13 protein-coding genes are annotated in these 20042 nt (G+C 42.6%); all 13 read right to left on the reverse strand.

Translation table 11 applies throughout. The features are described 5' to 3' along the window. Window positions 1-8: 8 nt before the first annotated feature. On the reverse strand, window positions 9-3071 hold the full coding sequence (locus tag IUZ65_RS10300; protein ID WP_195703640.1) for a type I restriction endonuclease subunit R: 3063 nt from the start codon (window positions 3069-3071) through the stop codon (window positions 9-11). A gap of 10 nt (window positions 3072-3081) precedes the next feature. Beyond that, complete coding sequence (locus tag IUZ65_RS10305; protein ID WP_195703641.1) at window positions 3082-4224, reverse strand: restriction endonuclease subunit S; 1143 nt, start codon at window positions 4222-4224, stop codon at window positions 3082-3084. Beyond that, a complete protein-coding gene (locus tag IUZ65_RS10310; protein ID WP_195703642.1) occupies window positions 4217-5701 on the reverse strand; it encodes a type I restriction-modification system subunit M in 1485 nt (494 codons plus the stop codon). The genes IUZ65_RS10305 and IUZ65_RS10310 overlap by 8 nt, the downstream gene beginning before the upstream one ends. Then, window positions 5698-6576 carry a hypothetical protein gene (locus IUZ65_RS10315; protein ID WP_195703643.1) on the reverse strand — a complete coding sequence of 293 codons (879 nt, stop codon included), beginning with the start codon at window positions 6574-6576 and terminating at the stop codon, window positions 5698-5700. Before IUZ65_RS10315 ends, IUZ65_RS10310 begins: the two co-directional genes overlap by 4 nt. Further along, window positions 6573-8072 (reverse strand): type I restriction-modification system subunit M, encoded by a 1500-nt coding sequence (locus IUZ65_RS10320; protein ID WP_195703644.1) that lies wholly within the window; start codon window positions 8070-8072, stop codon window positions 6573-6575. The genes IUZ65_RS10315 and IUZ65_RS10320 overlap by 4 nt, the downstream gene beginning before the upstream one ends. Continuing rightward, the gene (gene mads1 / locus IUZ65_RS10325) at window positions 8069-8245 is read right to left on the reverse strand and encodes a methylation-associated defense system helix-turn-helix domain-containing protein MAD1 (protein WP_009842282.1); all 177 of its coding nucleotides are present in this window, start codon (window positions 8243-8245) and stop codon (window positions 8069-8071) included. Before mads1 ends, IUZ65_RS10320 begins: the two co-directional genes overlap by 4 nt. 152 nt (window positions 8246-8397) lie before the next feature. Then, the gene (locus tag IUZ65_RS10330) at window positions 8398-11640 is read right to left on the reverse strand and encodes a C-terminal helicase domain-containing protein (RefSeq protein ID WP_195703645.1); all 3243 of its coding nucleotides are present in this window, start codon (window positions 11638-11640) and stop codon (window positions 8398-8400) included. A 41-nt stretch (window positions 11641-11681) separates the two neighbouring features. Beyond that, the gene (locus IUZ65_RS10335) at window positions 11682-13505 is read right to left on the reverse strand and encodes a phospholipase D family protein (protein ID WP_195703646.1); all 1824 of its coding nucleotides are present in this window, start codon (window positions 13503-13505) and stop codon (window positions 11682-11684) included. Then, window positions 13489-14742, reverse strand: coding sequence for a DUF6361 family protein (locus IUZ65_RS10340; RefSeq protein ID WP_195703647.1), 1254 nt, complete (start codon window positions 14740-14742; stop codon window positions 13489-13491). Before IUZ65_RS10340 ends, IUZ65_RS10335 begins: the two co-directional genes overlap by 17 nt. A gap of 47 nt (window positions 14743-14789) precedes the next feature. Further along, window positions 14790-16691, reverse strand: a complete 1902-nt coding sequence (locus IUZ65_RS10345; RefSeq protein WP_195703648.1) for a DNA/RNA helicase domain-containing protein — start codon at window positions 16689-16691, stop codon at window positions 14790-14792. Between the two features lie 12 nt (window positions 16692-16703). Continuing rightward, window positions 16704-17105, reverse strand: coding sequence for a (deoxy)nucleoside triphosphate pyrophosphohydrolase (locus IUZ65_RS10350; RefSeq protein WP_195703649.1), 402 nt, complete (start codon window positions 17103-17105; stop codon window positions 16704-16706). Continuing rightward, complete coding sequence (locus tag IUZ65_RS10355) at window positions 17102-17938, reverse strand: HNH endonuclease (protein WP_195703650.1); 837 nt, start codon at window positions 17936-17938, stop codon at window positions 17102-17104. Before IUZ65_RS10355 ends, IUZ65_RS10350 begins: the two co-directional genes overlap by 4 nt. Beyond that, complete coding sequence (locus tag IUZ65_RS10360) at window positions 17931-19970, reverse strand: hypothetical protein (protein WP_195703651.1); 2040 nt, start codon at window positions 19968-19970, stop codon at window positions 17931-17933. The genes IUZ65_RS10355 and IUZ65_RS10360 overlap by 8 nt, the downstream gene beginning before the upstream one ends. Window positions 19971-20042: the final 72 nt, after the last annotated feature.

Raw genomic sequence — 20042 nt, forward strand, 5'->3', positions numbered from 1 at the left:
TTTTATTATTAGTAGTGCTCTTCAATATAACCGTACGCCTTGGCGAACAGCTCTTTGTCTTTTCCTAAACCAAACTGGGCAAGTGTCAGTAACAATGCCTTTTGAATCTCTCTTGGGCCACTGTTCGAGCTCTGCCAGCCTTTAAAGCGTTTGGCTTTTACTATCTTGTCTATCTGCTCTACAACATCACCAATAAGCTTTGGTGTGCTTTCGGGGCGTGTCTCGAGGAACAGCTTGGTCAGTGCTTGTTTGTTATCTTCTTGAGTTACAGGAGAGTCGCCCGTTTCACGCTCCGCTTGTACCGTATCTTTGGCTGTATCAAGCAGCCCTTTAAGCCAGTCGATCGCTTTGATTACACCTGCTTCATAGTCCTGACGAAGCTTCTCTAGGCGCTCCCCCAAAGCTACAAACTTAGGATTTCCACTACCACGTAAACGGCCCATTAAATCAATTTCAAGCTGACTTGCTCTCTTCTCTTGCTCTTTATCAGTCAGGGTGAAGATCGCATGTTCATCCATGATTAACTCATCGATATCATCGCGAATGCGATTAATGTCAGTATGCTCATGGATCATTTTAATTGTTTCTGGACCTAGCGCGGCCCAAACAAGAGAGCCTGTCTGACCTACTGGACGAACTGATTCATAGATTTGAACCAACCACTTATAATCAGCTCTGTAAGGCGTAAGGAAAGCATCTGGGTTAATCGCCGACCACAACTTAGCTAACACACCAAAAGAGGCAGCAAACTCATCGCGCTTTTCGTTAGTCGGTAAGCAGGCTTGTGCTGTCATGATGCCCTCAAAGCCGTCGATAGTTCTGTCGACATTAGGGAAGAAGCTTAAGCACTTATCTAACTGAGCTGGCAGTAGCTCTTTAAAGGCCTCAATGCCCTCCACCACGCCGTCGATCTCTTCAGGATCGTAAGCGAGCGCGGTGCGCAGGTTCTCAAATACGCCAAGGTAATCAATGATGAGGCCCATTTGCTTGCTAACATTGTCCGTCTCGTATAAACGGTTAGTACGACACATTGCCTGCAACAAGGTATGGTCACGTAATGGCTTATCTAAGTACATGCAATAACAGATAGGCGCATCAAATCCCGTCAACAGTTTTGCGGTCACAATCAACAATTGAAGTGGTTGTTTTGGATCTTTGTAATCCTCAATCAAGCTCTTCTGCTTTTGGTCGTTACCATCAATCTCTTGCCAGCGTTCAAAGTCTGACTCGATGATAGGTAGCTCAAGTTCTTGCTTCCACTTACGCCAGTCTTTATTGACCTTACCCTTTTTACTCTCATCGTCGTCTTTGATCGGTGCTTGGTCGACGTTCATGACTACTTCAACCGCATCAAAGCCAAGCTTCTTACCAAGTAAGTAATACATCTGAACACAAGCGTCTCGGTCATAGACCACAACCATGCCTTTCATCTGCTTTGGCTTTACATGGCTTACAAAGTGGTTGGCAATATCTTCGCTTACTGCGGCCATGCGTTTTGGCGCCTTCAACATAATCGCTAAGCGACCTGCACGTTTAGACAATGCCATTTTCTCATCATCATCCAGGTCGTTATCTTTGACCATTTGCTCAAAGGCTTCATCGATAGCGGCACGATCCACACGAAGCTCAGCCAAACGAGGCTCAAACTTCACTGCATTGGTCGCTTTATCTCGAATGGACTGCTTATAGCTGTAGCGGTTCATATAGCGCCCTTCATCCTCTTCGGCACCAAAGAGTTTGAAGGTATTGCGATCGATACCAGAGATCGGCGTACCGGTTAATCCATAGAAGTGAGCATGAGGTAGCGCCCAGCGCATTTTGTCGCCGAGAGAACCCTCTTGAGTGCGGTGCGCTTCATCCACCAGCACGATAATGTTGTCACGACTGTTTAGGCCGTTTTCATTGCTCTCATCGATTTCAACATCTTTAAACTTGAAGACCGTAGTGATCAAAATGCCGCGACTATCTTGTTCTATATGCTCACCAAGCTTTTTACAGCTTTGTACTTTGATAAGGTTTTTAACATCCGCCCCACCAAAAGTTTCATTGATTTGGCTATCGAGATCTCGGCGATCTACCACAATCAACACGGTTGGATTTTTTAACTTGTTATCAGCACGGAGCATGCGAGCTGCATAAAGCATAAGCAAAGACTTACCTGATCCTTGGAAGTGCCAGATAAGTCCTTTTTTCGGATAGCCATTTTTTACACGCTCAACAATTTGCTTTGCTGCTTCAAATTGAGGATAACGAGGCAGAATTTTAATGCGTTTAGGAGGCGTGTCTTTACCTGTCTTCACCGTTGAAAACAGCGCAAAAGACTCTAGCATTTGCAGCAAGGTTTCTGGATTCAGCAATCCTTCACAGCTATCAAGTACGGTAGCTAAGCTAGCTGGAATCTCATCTCGCTGATCGGTTTTATGCCATGGCCCCCAGTCCTTCACTCGCGCATTAATTGCACCATAAGCAAAGGTTCGACCTTCAGAAGCAAAACACAGAAGGTTTGGTACAAAGAAAGGTTCAACATTTTTCCAATAGTGCTTTTGGCCGCCCATAAAATCGGCTGCGCCATCTTGCCAGGTGACACTTGGACGAGTCGCTGATTTTACTTCCCCAACCATCAGTGGGATACCGTTCACATACAGAACGATATCGAAAAACACCTCTGTTGCGGCAATAAAGTGAACCTGCTGCGCAACAACAAAGTGGTTGTTTTCAGGCGTATCAAAATCAATCAACTTGATAGTGATATGGTCGCCGTTCTCACCAAACGGTAGGCTTTTCTCTGCCATCAACCATTCATGAAAATTCTCATTGGCTTTGACTAAACCTGTGTGCTTGGCTTCCAGCATCAAGCCACGAAGTTTGTAGATCACCTCATCAGCATAATCAGGATAGTTGCCAATATCAGGGTTTAACGAACAAAGCGCCTCTTTAAGCCAAGTATCGACAAAGATATCGTGAGTTTGCTTAGGTAAGCTTTCACCATGGCAATAATTCCACTTTACTCCGCTTAAGCCTTTTAAGCGGTCAATGATTCCATTTTCTGTGACGGTTTGTTCGTTAAACATTTTAAGCTCCTTAGATGCTACTCTTTAGCGCATCTACCATCTTCTTTCTTTTCGCAGCATTTTCTTCATTCTTAGAAGCTAATTTGACAACTTCATTAACACTATTAGCAATTGTTTCTTGCATAGCAATAGAAGGTAAGTCAATGAGCATTTCTTTCAGGGCTTTTACGTTAAAATGTTGCTGAGCTAAACCTCCAGCCCCCTCCAATATCTGGCCTTTTCCTAAAGGACTGTTTATATACGCACTTAGATATTCAGGATTTATCAAAGTTGTATTTGGTCTGATAATAAGAATGTCAACACAGTTAGCAACTTCTAAGCTTTCAGGAATAACACTTGCTGTACCTGGGTAACCTGTCCTAACAACAACCACATCACCAGGATGAACTTGTGACTTCTTGTTAGCTTCATGTCCTTCTTGAGTTATGTAAACTAGATTATCTAATGAGATGCGCCCACGCTTGACGTTCTGAGACCTCAATGCTGGAATACCATTTTCACAGTAAAGATCAGCCGGCTTATTTACGATTCCAACAGTTATTTGCTCGCAAATATTAGAAAGCTTAGTTTTTTTAATCTGTTCAGCGGGCAAAGTTCGAACTGCATCTAACAGAATTAAATCTTCTAACCTTTCTGCATTGTTAGCAACATAAGTTGAACAATCATTAGACTCTTCAATTTTATGAAAAATTGCCAATAATGAATTTTGGTCATCTAAATTTGGTAACTGAAACTCTAAGTCAATTAACGATTTAAACTTTGTTCGAGGAGAAAGCGAGCCTGCAGATGTTATTGATGCTTTAGACCACATTTTTTCACTTTGAACAAGGTGAGGCAGTAACCCTTCTACTAACTTATCGCCACTTGCTTCCATAACAATAATGTCACTGGAACAAATCCCATCAAACTCTGCAATAGCAGCTTTCTTTAAATAAGGCCGACGTTTACCAAAAAGAATATGCCCCTTTTTAAACACTCGGGTAAAGCTAGGTGAATCATCAGCAATCATCCCCCAACGTTTTATCTTTAACGAACCAGAATCTAAGTGTTCAAGGCCAATGTAACGCTCGTAACCATCACCAATCGGGTCTTTAGTCGTTAGCTTTACCTCTTTACAGATATCGCCGAATTTTACAGTTTGCTTATCAATCATCGTTCTTTACCTCGTAACCTAACTTCGCGAGGCTATTAAATAGTTTATTAGTTTGCTTCTTAAGTTGTACTCGGCTCATTTTCCATGACTCAATAGCATGTTCGATATCATGTACTTCCCCACTAACCTTCGCTTTTACATAAAGTGGAATAGATAAGTTATATTGGTTTTCACTGATAGTGTCTAAATCAACCAACGCAGTAATGTCACTTTGATTCTCTGGTTGGAAATAAGCTTCACAAAGCACATCTAAATCATCATCAGATAAGCGGCTATGGGCACGCTCGCGGGTTACATGTTCTACACCGTTGATAAAGAGAATCTTGTTTTTACGCTCAACAGGCTTATTGCAGTTAAGCACCACTACGCACGATTCCATAGGCGAGTTATAGAACAGATTTGGCCCAAGCCCTACCACCGCTTCAATGATGTCAGATTCAATCACCTGTTTACGGATCGCTTGCTCTGAGTCACGGAACAGTACGCCATGAGGCCAAAGCATGGCTGCACGACCAGTATCAGGCTTTAAGCTTTTGATGATATGGGTATAGAAGCCGTAATCCGCACAGCCTTGCGGTGGCACGCCGTACATATTCCGGCCGTAAGGGTCAGCCGCGAACTTTTCACGGTTCCACTTTTTGATGGAATACGGCGGGTTAGCAAAGATGACATCGAACTGTTTGAGCTGATCGTTCTCGATAAACTTAGGGTCGCCTAAGGTATCGCCACGCATAACATCAAACTCTTCAATGTCATGCAGGAACATGTTCATACGTGCGATTGCAGAGGTTAGCAGGTTTACTTCTTGACCGTACAAATGAACACCGCGCCACTCTTCACCTTGAGAGCGTAAATCCATCACCGCATTAAGCAGCATTCCACCTGTACCACAAGTTGGATCATACGCACTCTCGCCAGGCTTAAGCTTCATGATACGAGTCATCAAATGCACAACGGTACGGTTGGTATAAAACTCGGCAGCAGTATGCCCTGAATCATCCGCAAACTTTTTGATCAGGTACTCGTAAGCCTCACCCAAGTCATCTTGAGCAACAGACTTAATACCTAGCGGGATTTTGCTGAAATGCTGAATAAGATCTGACAGCAAATGGTCTGGTAAGCGCTCTTTGTTGGTCCACTGCGCATCACCAAATACACCATGTAGTCGTTCGTTCTTTGCTTCAATCAAACGCAAAGCATTTTGAATCGCTTCACCAATGTCTTTACTGGTATTGCGAACTTTCTCCCAGCTTGCTTCTTCTGGAATATCAAAGCGGTGGTACATCGACATCGCAGCGTATTCGGCATCACCTTCGTGTAGCTCTAGCGCTTCGTTATACTCTTCTAGATATACATCTGATAGACGCTTAAAGAACAGCAATGGGAATACGTACTGCTTGTAATCAGACGCATCAATTTGGCCACGCAGGAACTCTGCAGCGCCCCAAAGTAAGTCTTCTAGTTTGTTCTTGTTCATTGTGTGCGATATTCCAAGTATTCAAGCCCTTCAAGCCAGAAATTGATGTATTTGTCCTTGCAGAAAGGTCCAGTTTCACTAGCAATAAAAACTAGCCTTGGCTTTTTATCCAATAACCCATTTAGCTTTTTCTCTTGAAATAGTCGGTAAGATGTCTCTTCTATCAAACTATTAGGAATGAAAAATGAAGGGCGTACAACATTTTCGTCATGCTCTAGCCTATTTGCAAAAACGACTGAATAGCCAGCTTCATGCTTATTGAACCATGCTTTGCCAAAGTAGATTCTGAACTCATCAGCAAAGCTTTCTATCTTTTGCCCATCAATTTCAACGAACAACTCTTGAATTGGCATAGTACCAATTTCAGGTAATTGCACTAAGATGTTTTCATCGTTCAAAAATGAATCAACCATGGATGAAAGTACTTTCGAAGCTTGTTTTTTCCTTTTGCCCTCTTCTCCATCACTTTCACGTATCGGTCGTCCTTTAGTGACAAACTCATCTTCCGATATGCCGTCTTTTTCAACAGGTCTCTTCGTGCTGTGAGGACGCAAGTTCAACCTAACTGCATTTGAAATATATTCATCAGTATCAGAATAATCGGAATATTTAGATTTCTTTCTCTTAACCCCAGAAAGATCTTTTCCTATCAAACATCGTTCGGAATGCACCTCAACGACTTTGTAGTAAGGCTCTACTTTTCTTTTTTCTTTTGGTCTATCCAAATTGGCGCATGTTACCGCTGCATGGCAATTGTCATCAGGACATTCAAATGCGAACTTGGATGTAATTTTACCTTCACGATATTTAAGATCTGCTTCTACAGGAGAAATGTTTCGTTTCAGCTCAATTGAATAGGATTTTTCTAACTTCATATTTCAAAACCTTCCTTGATCAATAAAGCTTCAAGCTCCTGTTCAGCCGTTTCTAGGGCTACTAGCTTTTGCTGGAAGTCTTTCAACGCTTCTTCTACGGTAATGGTTTCTTCTTCTAGCGGCTTTTGTACATAACGAGCGATGTTCAAATTGAAATCGTTCTCTTCAATCTCGCTATGTGGCACCCAACGTGCGACACCCTCAATGTCGTCTGCTTTTGGCCCTTTGGTGCGCATGTTCTGATAGATGTCATAGATCTCATCAGCTTGAGGCTCTGATAAGGTGTTTTGCGCTCGGCCTTTAGTAAAGATCTCTTCCGCATTTACAATCAGCACATGGTCTTTATGCTCTACTGGTCTTGCTTTACGCAATACGAGAATACAAGCAGGAATACCCGTACCGTAAAACAGGTTTGAAGCTACACCGATTACTGCAACGATGCGGTTCTCTTTTAACAACTTGGTTCTGATTTTACCCTCTGCTCCACCACGGAAAAGTACACCATGTGGCAACACTACCGCCATGCGCCCTTTATCATTCAATGAAGCAAACATGTGTTGAACCCAAGTAAAATCCCCGTTGGTTTTTGGTGCTAGACCAAAGCTTGCTCGGCCATAAGGATCACTTGTCCAATAGTCATAACCCCACTCTTTTAAGCTAAATGGTGGGTTTGCGATTACACAGTCAAAGTTTTCTAGTTGATCATTTTTCAGAAACTTAGGATCACGAAGTGTATCACCACGAACGATTTCAAAATCTTCTTGTCCGTGTAGGAACAAGTTCATTCGAGCAATGGCTTCGGTAGTCAGGTTCTTCTCTTGTCCTTTGATGTTTAGAAGACGTGGGTCACCACCGTTTTCTTTAACATGGTGGATGGTTTCAAGCAGCATACCGCCTGTACCACAAGCTGGGTCATATACACTCTCATTGGCTTGTGGATCTAGAATATTGACCATAAGACGAACAATGGTACGTGGCGTATAGAACTCACCTGCTTTCTTGTTTGCTTTATCAGCAAAGCGCTTGATGAGGTATTCGTAAGCACGACCCATATCATCATTACGCACACTCGATACGCCAAGTTTAACCTTATTGAAATGGTTAAGTAGTGTCGATAGCAGTTCGTCTGATAGACGCTCTTTGTTGGTCCAGCTCGCATCACCAAAAATGCCATGCAGCTGTGGGTTTTCTAGCTCAATGCCACGGAATGAATCTTTTAGGGCTTGGCCGATATCCTTGGTTTCTGCAAACACATCTTTCCAATGACAATTAGCTGGAATTTGGATGCGGTGAAACATATCGCCTTTCGCAAGCTCTTCATCACCCACTTGCTCCATCGCCTCTTCGAATTCTTCATCGTAAACATCACAGATACGCTTAAAAAATAGGATTGGGAATATGTAGGTCTTGTAATCTGAAGCGTCGATTGGACCCGTGATTATATGGGCCGCATGCCAAAGGTGCGCTTCTAAGTCTTTGAGTTGTATTAATGTCATTGCTTGCTCTTATTCTCTTCTATCCACGCTTCAAGGTCTTCGCGTTTGAAGCGCCAAGAACCGCCGACTTTGAAACCAGGAAGCTTTCCTTCGCTTGCTAATCTATATGCTGTTTTTTCGGCCAACTTTAGGTAAGCGGCCACCTCTTTCAAGGTTAAAATTTGGTCTACCATTCAGAGTGTTATCTCATGTTGGTTTAATTAATCAGAATTGATAGTGAGAGAATATGGGAAAATTGGGGAATGGGCAATGTTCTGAAGTTCAATACGAGACTGAGTGCATTAAAAAAGTACAATCACCACCAGCTTTTGCTGGTGGGAATTAATTAGATAGCATTCAAAGGGGCAAGGTCGATGATCAAAGAGTCCTTCACTCGATTAAATTCTTCACTTTCTATATCGCAGCCCGTGAAACTCTCTAAAAGCTCCTGTTGCCTAGGCTGTCCAAATGCTAAGCGATAGAGCACAAGTATTTTTTTCACTTCTGCATATTTTGCAACCTCTTTACTCATTGGGTAAGTCGGTACAATTCGTTCGATTTGTGCTTTCCCGTTAGGAGTAAACCAGTACGGCTCTAAGTCACTCGCTTTGTTCATATCACCATTGGCTGCTTGTTCAAATAACTGCTCCCAAACATCCGTATTGTTTCTTATATCTGGGGTGTAGTTTTCTGCAATACGTTGGCGAACCACAAGAGATTTGTACCTATTCACACGCCCTTCTCTTTGTTCAATATCGATAGGGTTATTGGGCAAATTCCAGTGAACAACTCGACGGCAATACCAATGAAAATCAAGCCCTTCTTGGCCTATCGATGTAGAACTCAACACAAATGGTCGGAATGGAGAGTTAAATGCGTCACGTACACTCACCACTCGTTTTAACCCGCTATCATCATTAAGCTTTTGATTACCGAGCGGAACCGCAAAATGACAACGCATTGACGATGAACATTTATCTTTAGCCTTTGTCCTACTTTCCCAGAAATGAACCTGTTCAGATGAGCTTCGTATTCCCATCGCATGCTCAAGTTTACTCGTTGCTGCATGTAGATCACTGCCTGATGTAGCAAGTAAGTGACAATATTCATCGAGCATTGATTGATAGTTACCATGCGCGCAATAGACCAAGACCTTATACCAAGCAGGTGAAGCCGTCTGTCCAGATATTAGAGTGTGTTTAATGTTACGTTTCACAATGGGAATAGCGTATTCATGATTAAACAATCTGGTTGTAAGCTCCGCAAACTGAACAGAGTAACTAACCAAGTCGAGTTCAGAGATACCTTCTGACCATAGAGCTTGAATGGTCCTCATTGCGCAGGTAGCAGGATTAGCTAAGCTTGAATATGCCAGCGCTTTGGCTAAGTCATCAGGCATTTTACCTAAAGAGAATGACTCACTCCCCTCAAAGTACTGCTTAATTTTAGCAAAATGCTTAATACGGCCTTCTTTGCTCAAGCGAGACTCAATCACCTGTATCCATTGTTCGAAATGCTCAACCTCACCAGCTTGCCTATCCAGCAACATTGGAGCGAGCAAGTACCAATCACTATTCGTCCTTTCTTCACTTTCATATTGCTTTAAACAAGCCAATTTGCTCTGAATTAACATGGTTTGTTGAGCCAAAGCCTCATCAAGGCTCCCATCTAAATACGACACTTTAGCAAGAGACTTACAAGGATAAAGTAAATGCCATACGTTTAGAGTAGATTTGCCTTCAAATCGAAGTAAAGGTGATGCATTTTTACCGCTATAATATTGTGGCCTTTTCCCCTTTCCTTTTAATACTCTACGTTCTGCTTCATAAGACCAAAGACAACTCAATGCTTTAGGTACAAGGGCCCAAGATGAAAACAGCAACGTCTTAGTAAAAGACTCATTTCCTTTAAATACACCTTCAAATTGATAATAAGGTTTACACGGTGGCGACCAAAGTAAGTTCTCCGGCGATTGCTCAAAGATAACTTTACTTAATGCTTTAATCTTCGCGTTCGGGGCACTTTGTTCAACGCTCAATTTATAGTTTTGAACATTACTACGAGATAACCAAGCGTGAGAGTGCTCTCTGCTTTGGGACTTTCCAAGCAGCTTTCTTACATCAGGGTTATTAATATTTCGATGATACAGTTCTTTAAATGCATAACCATTTAGGAAAGAGATGACCCAAGGTGCTGACTTAGCAAACTCGATAAGAGATACACCCCCACGCCCTTTAGGCAGCACTTCGTTTAACGCTTCGATCGCTCGGTAACCTTGGACTTCTTCAACACTAAAGTCTGATCCACAACATAGCTCATTGGAATGAATAAGCTGCTCAAAGCCTTTGCTAATTTGGCTCCGCTCAGTTCTGGCAATATACTCTCGCAGTAACTTTTCGACTGAACTCGCATTCGTATCGCTGATGGACTCAAAATCTGCATTGCCGGACGACAGGGTTAACATATCCCCATGAAGCAGATTACGCTTCATTTCGTATTGAGAAACAAAATCCACATCATTGTGCGATAGAAAATCGAGTAATTTATGCAATTGTTCATGATGACTGCTTTCATCGTCCTCATCGTTGATTGTCGTCATCGCTTTAAAAGGCGTTGCCGACAATAAAAGTACTTTGGATTTTGCTTTTTTGGCTTTGCCCTTATCACCAAATACCTGCCTAGCAATTAATGACTCTTCGGAGTCTGAGCTTTGGTCTGTGAGCGACTGAAAACGTTGGAACTCGTCTAGGATGAACAAGTCTGCTTGCAAGCTTCCAGCGCAACAGCGCGCCACCAGTCGACGAGCTTCCACTCTAAAATGGTAAAATAGATGGCTAGTTTCATCGGTTTCGCCTGAGTCTTTGTTCCAACAATTAGCCAGGTAGAGCGCTGCATCTTGAAGCGATGAAAAGTGTTCTCTTAACACTGTCGATTCACAAGGCTTGGTCAAGCTGCTTTCAAGCTGAGATACGACTAACGGATCTGTATCAAAATACTGATCCAGATACCTCAATTCATCTTCCCATCGGCCCTCTCTGGTAATCTGGTTGGTTTTGAATAGCTCACGAATTGGTTTCACAACTTCACATAAATTAGTCGTTTGAGGCAATAGAACAGCTAAGATCGCTCTTTCCCGGCAATTACCCGCCCCAGCAGTTAATGTAAAAGAAGTCGAAGGCGTCAACGTACAAACTTCAATGACATTCTCATCGTTTATTTCAGACTTTTTCGGCTTTAGAGCTAGTTCAACCAAACGCCCAAATGTCGATGGCTTCACCCATCGCTTTGCATCTTCACCATTAAAGAGCGCCAGCTTTTGGCGATTCTCATCTGCCAATGCAAGGTTGGAGCAGATATAGATGACACGCATCGGTTTAGTCGTATTTGACTCAACGTGCCTTTTTAGCAATTGAGCTATGACACCTTTGGCGACGATAGTTTTTCCTAACCCCACCTCATCCGCAACAAGTATTCTGTGGCTATGTTCTGCTACTTGATACTTATTTATAGTTTGGTCTACGGTTGCCGTTTGGAAGTCCTTAAGACCCGCTAATACACCGTTCAGTTGCTCTAGGATCGCTTGTGTCATTACTTCGTTATCTTCTTATTTTTACGACTATTTATTAACTACTACTTGGATGGTACAAAAGACGAAAAGATGCCCCATAACGTCTTGAATTCATCTGGAATGATCTTTTCATCGACTTGCGCTTGTAAGCGATCAATTCTTTCTAGCAAATCCGGACTTAACGCAGCCGCTCGCATCAGTTTTTCGTAGATCACACTGTCTTTGGTGAAGAACACGCCACCAGCCCCCTCACCGTCTCCCTTACCAGCACCGTTCATCAAATCTTGCTTACTTGGGTCGATATGTAACAACATCGCTATATAACTCATAAAGTGTGAGCGATTCTCGAGCAACTCATTGGTTATTGCTTTTCCACGGTCCAATTTACAATTAAACATTAATTCAGCTTGAACGACTAAATTCTTAACCACTGAATCATTTTCAAATATTTCGAAGTGAATTAGCGCACTAATTTGGGAGGGTTTAAGGCCATCCCAGATAACCTCGCGAGCTAGTGCACGAGGCTGTGACGCACTCAATGTCGAAACCTTAACGTCAAAATTCGGCGGGATATCAAGCAGAGCCCCATTAAAGGTCAGCTGATATTCGTCATCACCACTTAAATCAACTTCGAGCTTCCAATCTGCATTAATTAATCTGAACTCTAATAGACGGAGTACTCGATCAGAGTCTTCACCTTCAGTTTTATCTAGCTCGTTAAACTCATGCTTTGTGAATAAACCTGTACCATGTTCATTAACCCATTGTTCGATCAATGCATGAACACCAATTTGATGTTTGGAGCCCGTTAAACGAAGCATGAATTCACTATTTCTCGGGCTAATAGATTCGTCTCCCATTGCCGCTTGAGTTATATTCGCCGAACCAAGATGCCAGCTGGAAGTGGAATCAGTTTCGTCGACAACTAATAACTTTGCATGCAAGTTGAGGTCGTTTTCTACAAATGGGGACTGGTCCATTTCCTCATTTTCTTCTGCATCGATGAGGTGTTCGTTAAGTGCATAGCAGTGCCAACCGTCCAACGCTTTCTCGCCCGCCATATCAAGCTCTTCTTTACGGCTAAACAAATAACGTTGGCCATCAGGAACGAAGGTGCTAAGCCAATCTAGAGCTCCTACCTTACCTCCACCTCTGATAAAAGGAGACACTGCGAGCATAGATTGATTACATTGCTCTAAACGGATTGGAGTCTGTCGTTTGTTACTCTCATCAAAAAGAGTAGAGATAAAGCCGAGTTTACTGATGTTATCTGGATTACCCCAAAGCACCCTAACTAGCTCTTCTGGGTCTATCACATCACCAAATGATTGCGTTGATGAACCACGATAAACCTCATCAAAAAAGTCAATCAACGGACGATTAGCAGGCTTACGCTTCCCTCTTGATTCTCCATTAATTACAGCGCTAAGATCCCAGCTGCGGTCAAACGTTAAATTACGTGACAACACTATCAAACGGTATTTCACATTTTTGTTTTCATCTGGGCTTTTGAACCGAAGCAACCACAACTTCGGGTGAAACGACGAAAACGCTGAATTTGATTCTCCTGCATTTGGAACTACTGGAATAAGACTGCTTTCCAACAAGCCAAATAAGCTGTTGTACTTATCTGGCAACTTAATATTGCCTTGTTGGTAGAAAACCGTGAGTTTATCTCCCAACATTCCTAAAGCTTCCAACAAAGCAATTCTCATATGCTCAACCGAACCTTCTAAGGTATGGCCAAAACACATGGCAATTGGCACTGTCAACAAGGTATCTAGATCCAAGCTATAAGTCGTGGCGATAGCATGAGTAAGCTCATAACCTTCGGGGGCGATAAGCTGTTCGCCATAATCTAAACGATTTTTATCCGGCACTAACATTTAGCCCCTCCTGGATATCTTGCAAAATAACTCTGGCAGAAGGCCAACGAAATTCTAGTTTGCGCATTCCAACCCACTTTTGGTTTTCACTAAGGGCTTTTTTCAGCAAACACCGTGCCCCTTTATTTGCTATCGCTTGCTGCTTCACACATACATCCAACTTATCTACAGCGACATTCTCGCGAATCAAGCTACACCAGTTTTCGATAAACTGACGTGTGCGATTATTTGCGTTTTTATGTGGACCGAAAGCAAACTCATACCAACTATCGATGCTCTGCTGTTCAAAGCTCGTATGCTGTTTATGAGCTTGGCTCAACCAAACATCAAACTCTTCATTCAACTGTTCAATCTGTTCGATATTTTTGGCACGTTGGGCTATGAGCATATTGTATCTAATATGCGCGCCTTCAAGAACAAAACTAAATTCCAGCGCGTTTTCAAAACATGTTTTCGTTTGATCGGAAATAGAAGAATCTTTTAACTTTTCATAAAGGGCTTCGGCCTGCCATCCATTATGGACAACCATATCAGCCACTTGCAAAGCTTCACCAACAAGGTTGTGCTTGAATAACTGAGCGGGGACACTATGTTCAACCTTACTCGATAGCTGTAGTTTATTTTTAAGGAATTCAGCTTCTTTACGTGTGAGCTCTATTGAAACTTGGTTTAACCAATACTCACTATAACCATCGGGTTTCGTCATCAGTTGTGCAATATCAGAATGCTGCCCATCATCATCGATATGGGTTTCGCTCTTATTGTTTGCTAGCTCTTGGTACTGGTTAACAAACTCTCTTAAAGACAGTTCCGTTTTAGCGATAGATAACTGGCGTAGTCCATTCCAATAGACTGAAGAAGGTTTACGAGCTACCCCCTTTTCTAGGCTATCTTTTCCAATGATCCCATAGGGCATTTCATGTTGATGGTTTTCGACTAAACACTTGGCCAGTTTATCTTCTTGCTGGCTAATGTATTCAGCCAGAAGAGGCCGCTCATTAGGCTCTAATTTACGGTAGTCGTGAAAGATATAGGGGATAGTGACAAAGTACTTAGCGCGGGTTTGGATAGTAGAAAAACCCGGAAAAAGCTGATCGGCAAAGGCATCCCTGATTTGTCCTATGCCCAACTCATCAAGTGTACCTTTCTCTTGTAACATGGATAACACTTGAGATACACGCTCTCGCTCTGTAGATGAAAAATCTATCCAGCCAATTAGACTTTTTTGTCGGCTCACTACTCACTCACATATTTATATTAATTTGTTCATCTAGCAACAGTCACTTAAAGTTCCTGCATACCACATTGTTTCAAGTATTCGAACGTTTCCTGGTCATCACACTTTATGACCAAACCACTACGCCCACGACTGAGCAATACTCTATAACTACCCTCTGTGTAATGCTCGTATTGGCGTCGGTCTGCAACCACCAGCGTTCCGTTGCGATAGACCATATCCTTGCCCCAGTTAAACAGAGCAAGTGATAACTCTAAGCCTTGACAGCTAAACTCCGTACAAGCCGCATCAAACTGGCAACATGAATTTTCAGAGCTTGGTGGTTCAACGTACCAAGGGCCAATATGTTTACCTGGCTTATATTTGTCTTTCTGGACTTCCTCAATAAACTTGCCACCTTGGCTAGACATCAACCAGCCTGCTCTGAAAGCATCTTGCAGCTTGTTTCCTTCGTGCATGGTTTTTTGTAACCCCAAGGCATAAGTTTCAGCGGCTTGTCTGTTTTGAGTGAGTCGCAGTGGGTAGTCAGCTTGAATTTCTAAAGCGATTTGTTGCGCTTGATCCGGATTGTTAGATAGAACTGCTTCAATCCACTTATCCAAACTTTCCGTATAGGCCTGCCTAATGGGCGTTTTAAGGTTATACACGTCTTTCTTAAGTGGCGTAATGAGCTGCATTTTACCAGCGTGAAGCGATGGCATAATTGGGATTACTTTGCCGTTTTGCGCTCTTATTGCAGCATCTAGGTCAACTAGCATTTGATCTAACTGCATCTCATTGCGATGGATCGCTTGACCATCCCCCACCAAAAGTACTAATACTCCAAACGGTTGATGAGCAAGCCAGTTACAAAACAGCATCAACTCAGATGATGATTGTGCTTCTCTTGGGCTTGCTTTATCCCACGCTCGCTGTGCCTCATCAAACACAACAAAGGATTCTTTTCGTGAATCCAAAGAACGTTTGATGTGCTTTTTGAAGGTGTATAGGTCTTGGATCATCACTCGACCATCAATGACCTTATCTACAGTCCGGCCACCTGACTGCTTACCACTGTAATCTAGCGTATGCTGTAGTACCTGAACGAGAGGTCCATTTCCAGAAAGAAAAATAGGTTCACTCTGCTTTGCGCTATCGCTGCGTGCGATTTCCGCAACAGAACTAATACCCAGTAACGTCTTACCGGCACCAGGGCGCCCATGAACGACAACAACATATCTTTGCTGCGTATCCCTAGCATGCTGATAGAGCTTTAACAGTGCCGCACGTGCCTGATCAATATTTTCACCGGCCGAGGTTTTAAGCGTAGGTATTTTAGCGTCGAAAAAGACCTGAGCAGTACCATGCAGTATGCTCGGCTGGCGATAAAACTCCCCATTAGCCCATTGGAGTACATCGTAGAAACCAGGTTTGCTTAATGACGTTATAAGCTGTGACGCTAATTGGAGGGCCAAACCATCGTTTGTGATGTCACATACAACATTAGGGTGCTGGAACTGCTTAGCGCCAGGCTTCGTAAGTACAACAAAACCATGACCGACTAGGTCAATAGATTCGCTATGATAGCGTCGCATTGTTTGCAAATCAGAGTTTGCTCGAAGGATTTCGTATTCAGAGGCTTCTTGTTTGTGTTTGAACTCGACTACAAATAACTCACCAGTAGGTGTAACCAGATTAACATCTGCTGCTCGCTTACCGCCTTCACCAATCAATTCTTGTTCAAAGGCTATCCAGCACTTTCCTGGTTCAGCTTGGGTTTCTGCAATAACGCGATTGAGGGTAGCCTTCATTACATCGTATTCTGTTTTCCATGCATAAAGCTGAGTTGGGTCCAGTTCTCCCGTCCACTTCAGACTATTGTAGAAAGCCACCAATGCTTCGATAAAGCATTCTTTGTCTGTTTCAAGGAACTGTTGCCAGGTTCCCTCCCAGCCCGCTTTTAAGTCCATCCTCGTTATCCTTTAGAACGTAGCCTGTAGCTTTTCAACAGCCGGTACATCAGCCGTGGCCCAATCTACATCCCAAAGCTGATCTTTAGCCAACCAGCGTGAGTCTATATGTTCTGTAAGCTCTAGTTCGCGTGTTAGGACTTCAATAACAAAACAGTGCATAGTGATATCAAAATCTGGATAGCTATGCTCAATCGTTAGCAAAAACTTGGGGTCATTAACGGTAATTCTTAACTCCTCGTCTAACTCTCTGGTAATAGCTGTAACAAGCGTTTCGCCTGCTTCTACTTTACCTCCTGGGAACTCCCATTTTTCGCTAACATAATCTAGCTTCGATGGCGCTCTTTGTACCGCTAGAAAATCACCTTTATTTCTCAATACAGCCGCGACGACTTCAATGTGTTTCTTACTCATTGATTCTGCTCTTCTAATAATTTATTGCTACGGAATTTTAAAGCCTCAACATCCTTTGCGTCATCTACGATATGCATTTTCTTGTGGCAATTGGGGCACAATGCGACTGTGTTTTCAGCTGTATCGTCACCATCTTTGGAAAGCCAAACGATATGATGTGTCTCGAGATAAGGCTCGCCTTTAGCATTTTTAAACGGCGCCGGCTGTAAACAGAGTTGGCATTGGCCCTTAGCTAGGCGTTTAGCCAACTCTGCTACCCAAACATTTCGTTCATAGCTGGTGGATTGCTGTTGATAGCGCGTAGCGGTTGTTCCACCTTTTCCTGCCAAAGCCTTGAGCTCTTCAAGTGTTAGCCTCTTAGCTTTACGAACTCGGACGCTCTCAACGTTGTCGCGATCTTGTTTTCTGACCTGACGTTCACCTGATGCAAGCTTTAAAGGGAAGATATATGCCTTTCTTGGATTACCTTGTTCATCATCTTGCGTTTCCGAGTACGGTTCACCGTCGAGAACGACTTCGCCAACATAGGTATATTCTTGGTCCTTAAATACCTCGAACAGGTGAACAGCGACGCCGTTAGTTCTCGATTCAGCCAGAGTTTTATTCTGCTTAAACGTTAGGCTTTGATCGCCCTTAGTTCCCATACCAGTGTAGTGAAGTACACCATCAGACCAACGATCATCATAAATCGATTTGATATGATTGGAGACTATGACAAGGGTATTGGTTTTGTGTGCGCGACGCATACCAGCTTGTGGGCTGCAACCGAAGACTTCGCATAGCTCAGTGTTGTTGAGTTTTGCTCCGGCTGTAAGAGAGGTATATTCATACATTGTCGTATCTCCGCTCTGTTGCTGAGGTATCATTGTGCAATAAATACTGCCTTAATTGACGAGCTCTATCTATAGCTTCAGGTTGATTGTAAATATAAAGTCCATCATTTAACCAGCTCCAAAAGTTCAATAATTTTTCCAACGCATCTGCATCTACTCGGCCATAAACTTTTACGAATGCTTTTTTATAATGCTCATTAATCAAGACTACTAGTCTCTCAACAAACATATTTAAAGCTTCTTCAACCCAATCTTGTTCATTAGCTTCAAGATCTGAAGGCTCTTCAATACGCAACAATAACCCTGCCCTTTCGATTGAATCTTGATAAATAGAATCAGGGTTCCAGTTTTCCATCAAAGCCTTCCAATTTGTATTCAGAAATTGTGTCTTGGTTCTGTTCTTAATCTCGTTCAGCTTCTCTTCAAACATTTTGGCTTCTGTAGGCGACTTGTAGATTAAGTATGCTGATTGCTGTTGTGACATCTCGATTGCCAGTGGACTACGAGCGTTAAACAGTTGCATACGTTTCTCAAGCGGATAGCTAAGAAGATCATTAGTGATGCTCCACAAAGCCCTCGGTCTCGGTAACTCTCCTGCCAATAAATCGGTTTGCTCACCAATTTTTGCTAAAAGCATGTTTAAATAACGATCCCAAACACGGGATGACAACTCGCTTGATATCACTTGCCAGTAATCACTCGCAACGTCAGCTAAGTGATACCTAAGGTTTGTCAATTCTTGAACTGTAATGCTCTGATTAAGTATTCTCCGAACATAGACCAGTTGATGCCTTAATCCGCGAAGCTCCTTGGCATGATCACTACGAGCAGCTTTCTTTTGTTTATCTTCCAGCCTAAGTCTTTCACGCGCGATTATTTGATGAGTAAGTTCGAGTAACGACTCTCGTTCATCATTGTCTTGTAATACATAATTAAAACAGTCGATTATCTCATCAGAAAGATGTGTAAGAGATCCTCCAGAAAGAGTACCTTGCTCACCACGCTGACGAATTTGTTCAATCACTTCTTGGATTCTTTCGAGTGCTACTTGGGACTCCCGTTGAGCCTTATCTTCAATTGCAACCGACAGTTCTTGCTTCTTTTCCAATAGAGCACTTTTAGTGTTTACAGCATAAGGAAGCCTTTCAGGTGACAATTTTAAGTCGCTTAAAGTCGCCATTTGACATCCATAGCTCATCTCTAGAAACAGCTCACTTGACTTGAAATCAAATTCTGGAAAGTGTGCTTCAAAATAGAAATCACCACTTTCTTGGCTCTTTTCCAATGCTTCTTGCGAGAAAATAAATGCATTACACTGAATATCATTCACCTTAAACTCAAATTCAGCAAAGTTTTCAGGATGGGCCTCTAGGGCTGTGCCGTACATAACGTAATAAAAAATTGAATCGCTTCGACCTTCACTGAACAACCAAATTAAATTGATTTCTTCCCCTAAAAAGAATTGCTCTCGCGCATGGATTATCTCAGGGTCTAACCAACCTTGAATCAACTCTATCGCAAATCGGTTGCCACTATGGTCTTCGAAGTAAATATCAGGTTTTCGCCATCTATTAGCGCCACTTTTTTCAGCAAAGACAAACTTCTCTACTTGGATTGATTCAGATTTAATCTTCTCAGATTCCTTCAACGTACCCGCAATGAAGTGTTTTGTCCGGAAGTGCCATTGAGTTTCATACATCTCAGCATCAGAGAGTACAAACTCACCTTTGTAATCACTGTGAAATGGACAATCTACTTCATCCAATTCAGGGATATGTTTGTGATAAAAAGCAGCTCTACCAGTCGCACTTCGTGCACGATACCTAACGGGAAGACCACAATAACCACATTGGATGAAATCCCCTCCTTTAGCGCTATGAACTACAATTTTCCTCTTAATAGATGCTGTACGAGCTTCGTCAGGTGTAGAGCCATAAAGGCCTAAGTAATCACTTGCCAATATTGGGCCTTCGATTCCTTTAATCTCGAGCTCCCATAAGCCATTTTTGTTTTCGCTGTTAATGTAATTCATAAAGGTTACCCGTCAGTGCGTTACTCGTTCTGGTTACTTTCTTGACGAAATTCAATCCCAACAATAATATGA

It is taken from the genome of Vibrio sp. VB16 (assembly GCF_015594925.2).
Classification (GTDB): domain Bacteria; phylum Pseudomonadota; class Gammaproteobacteria; order Enterobacterales; family Vibrionaceae; genus Vibrio.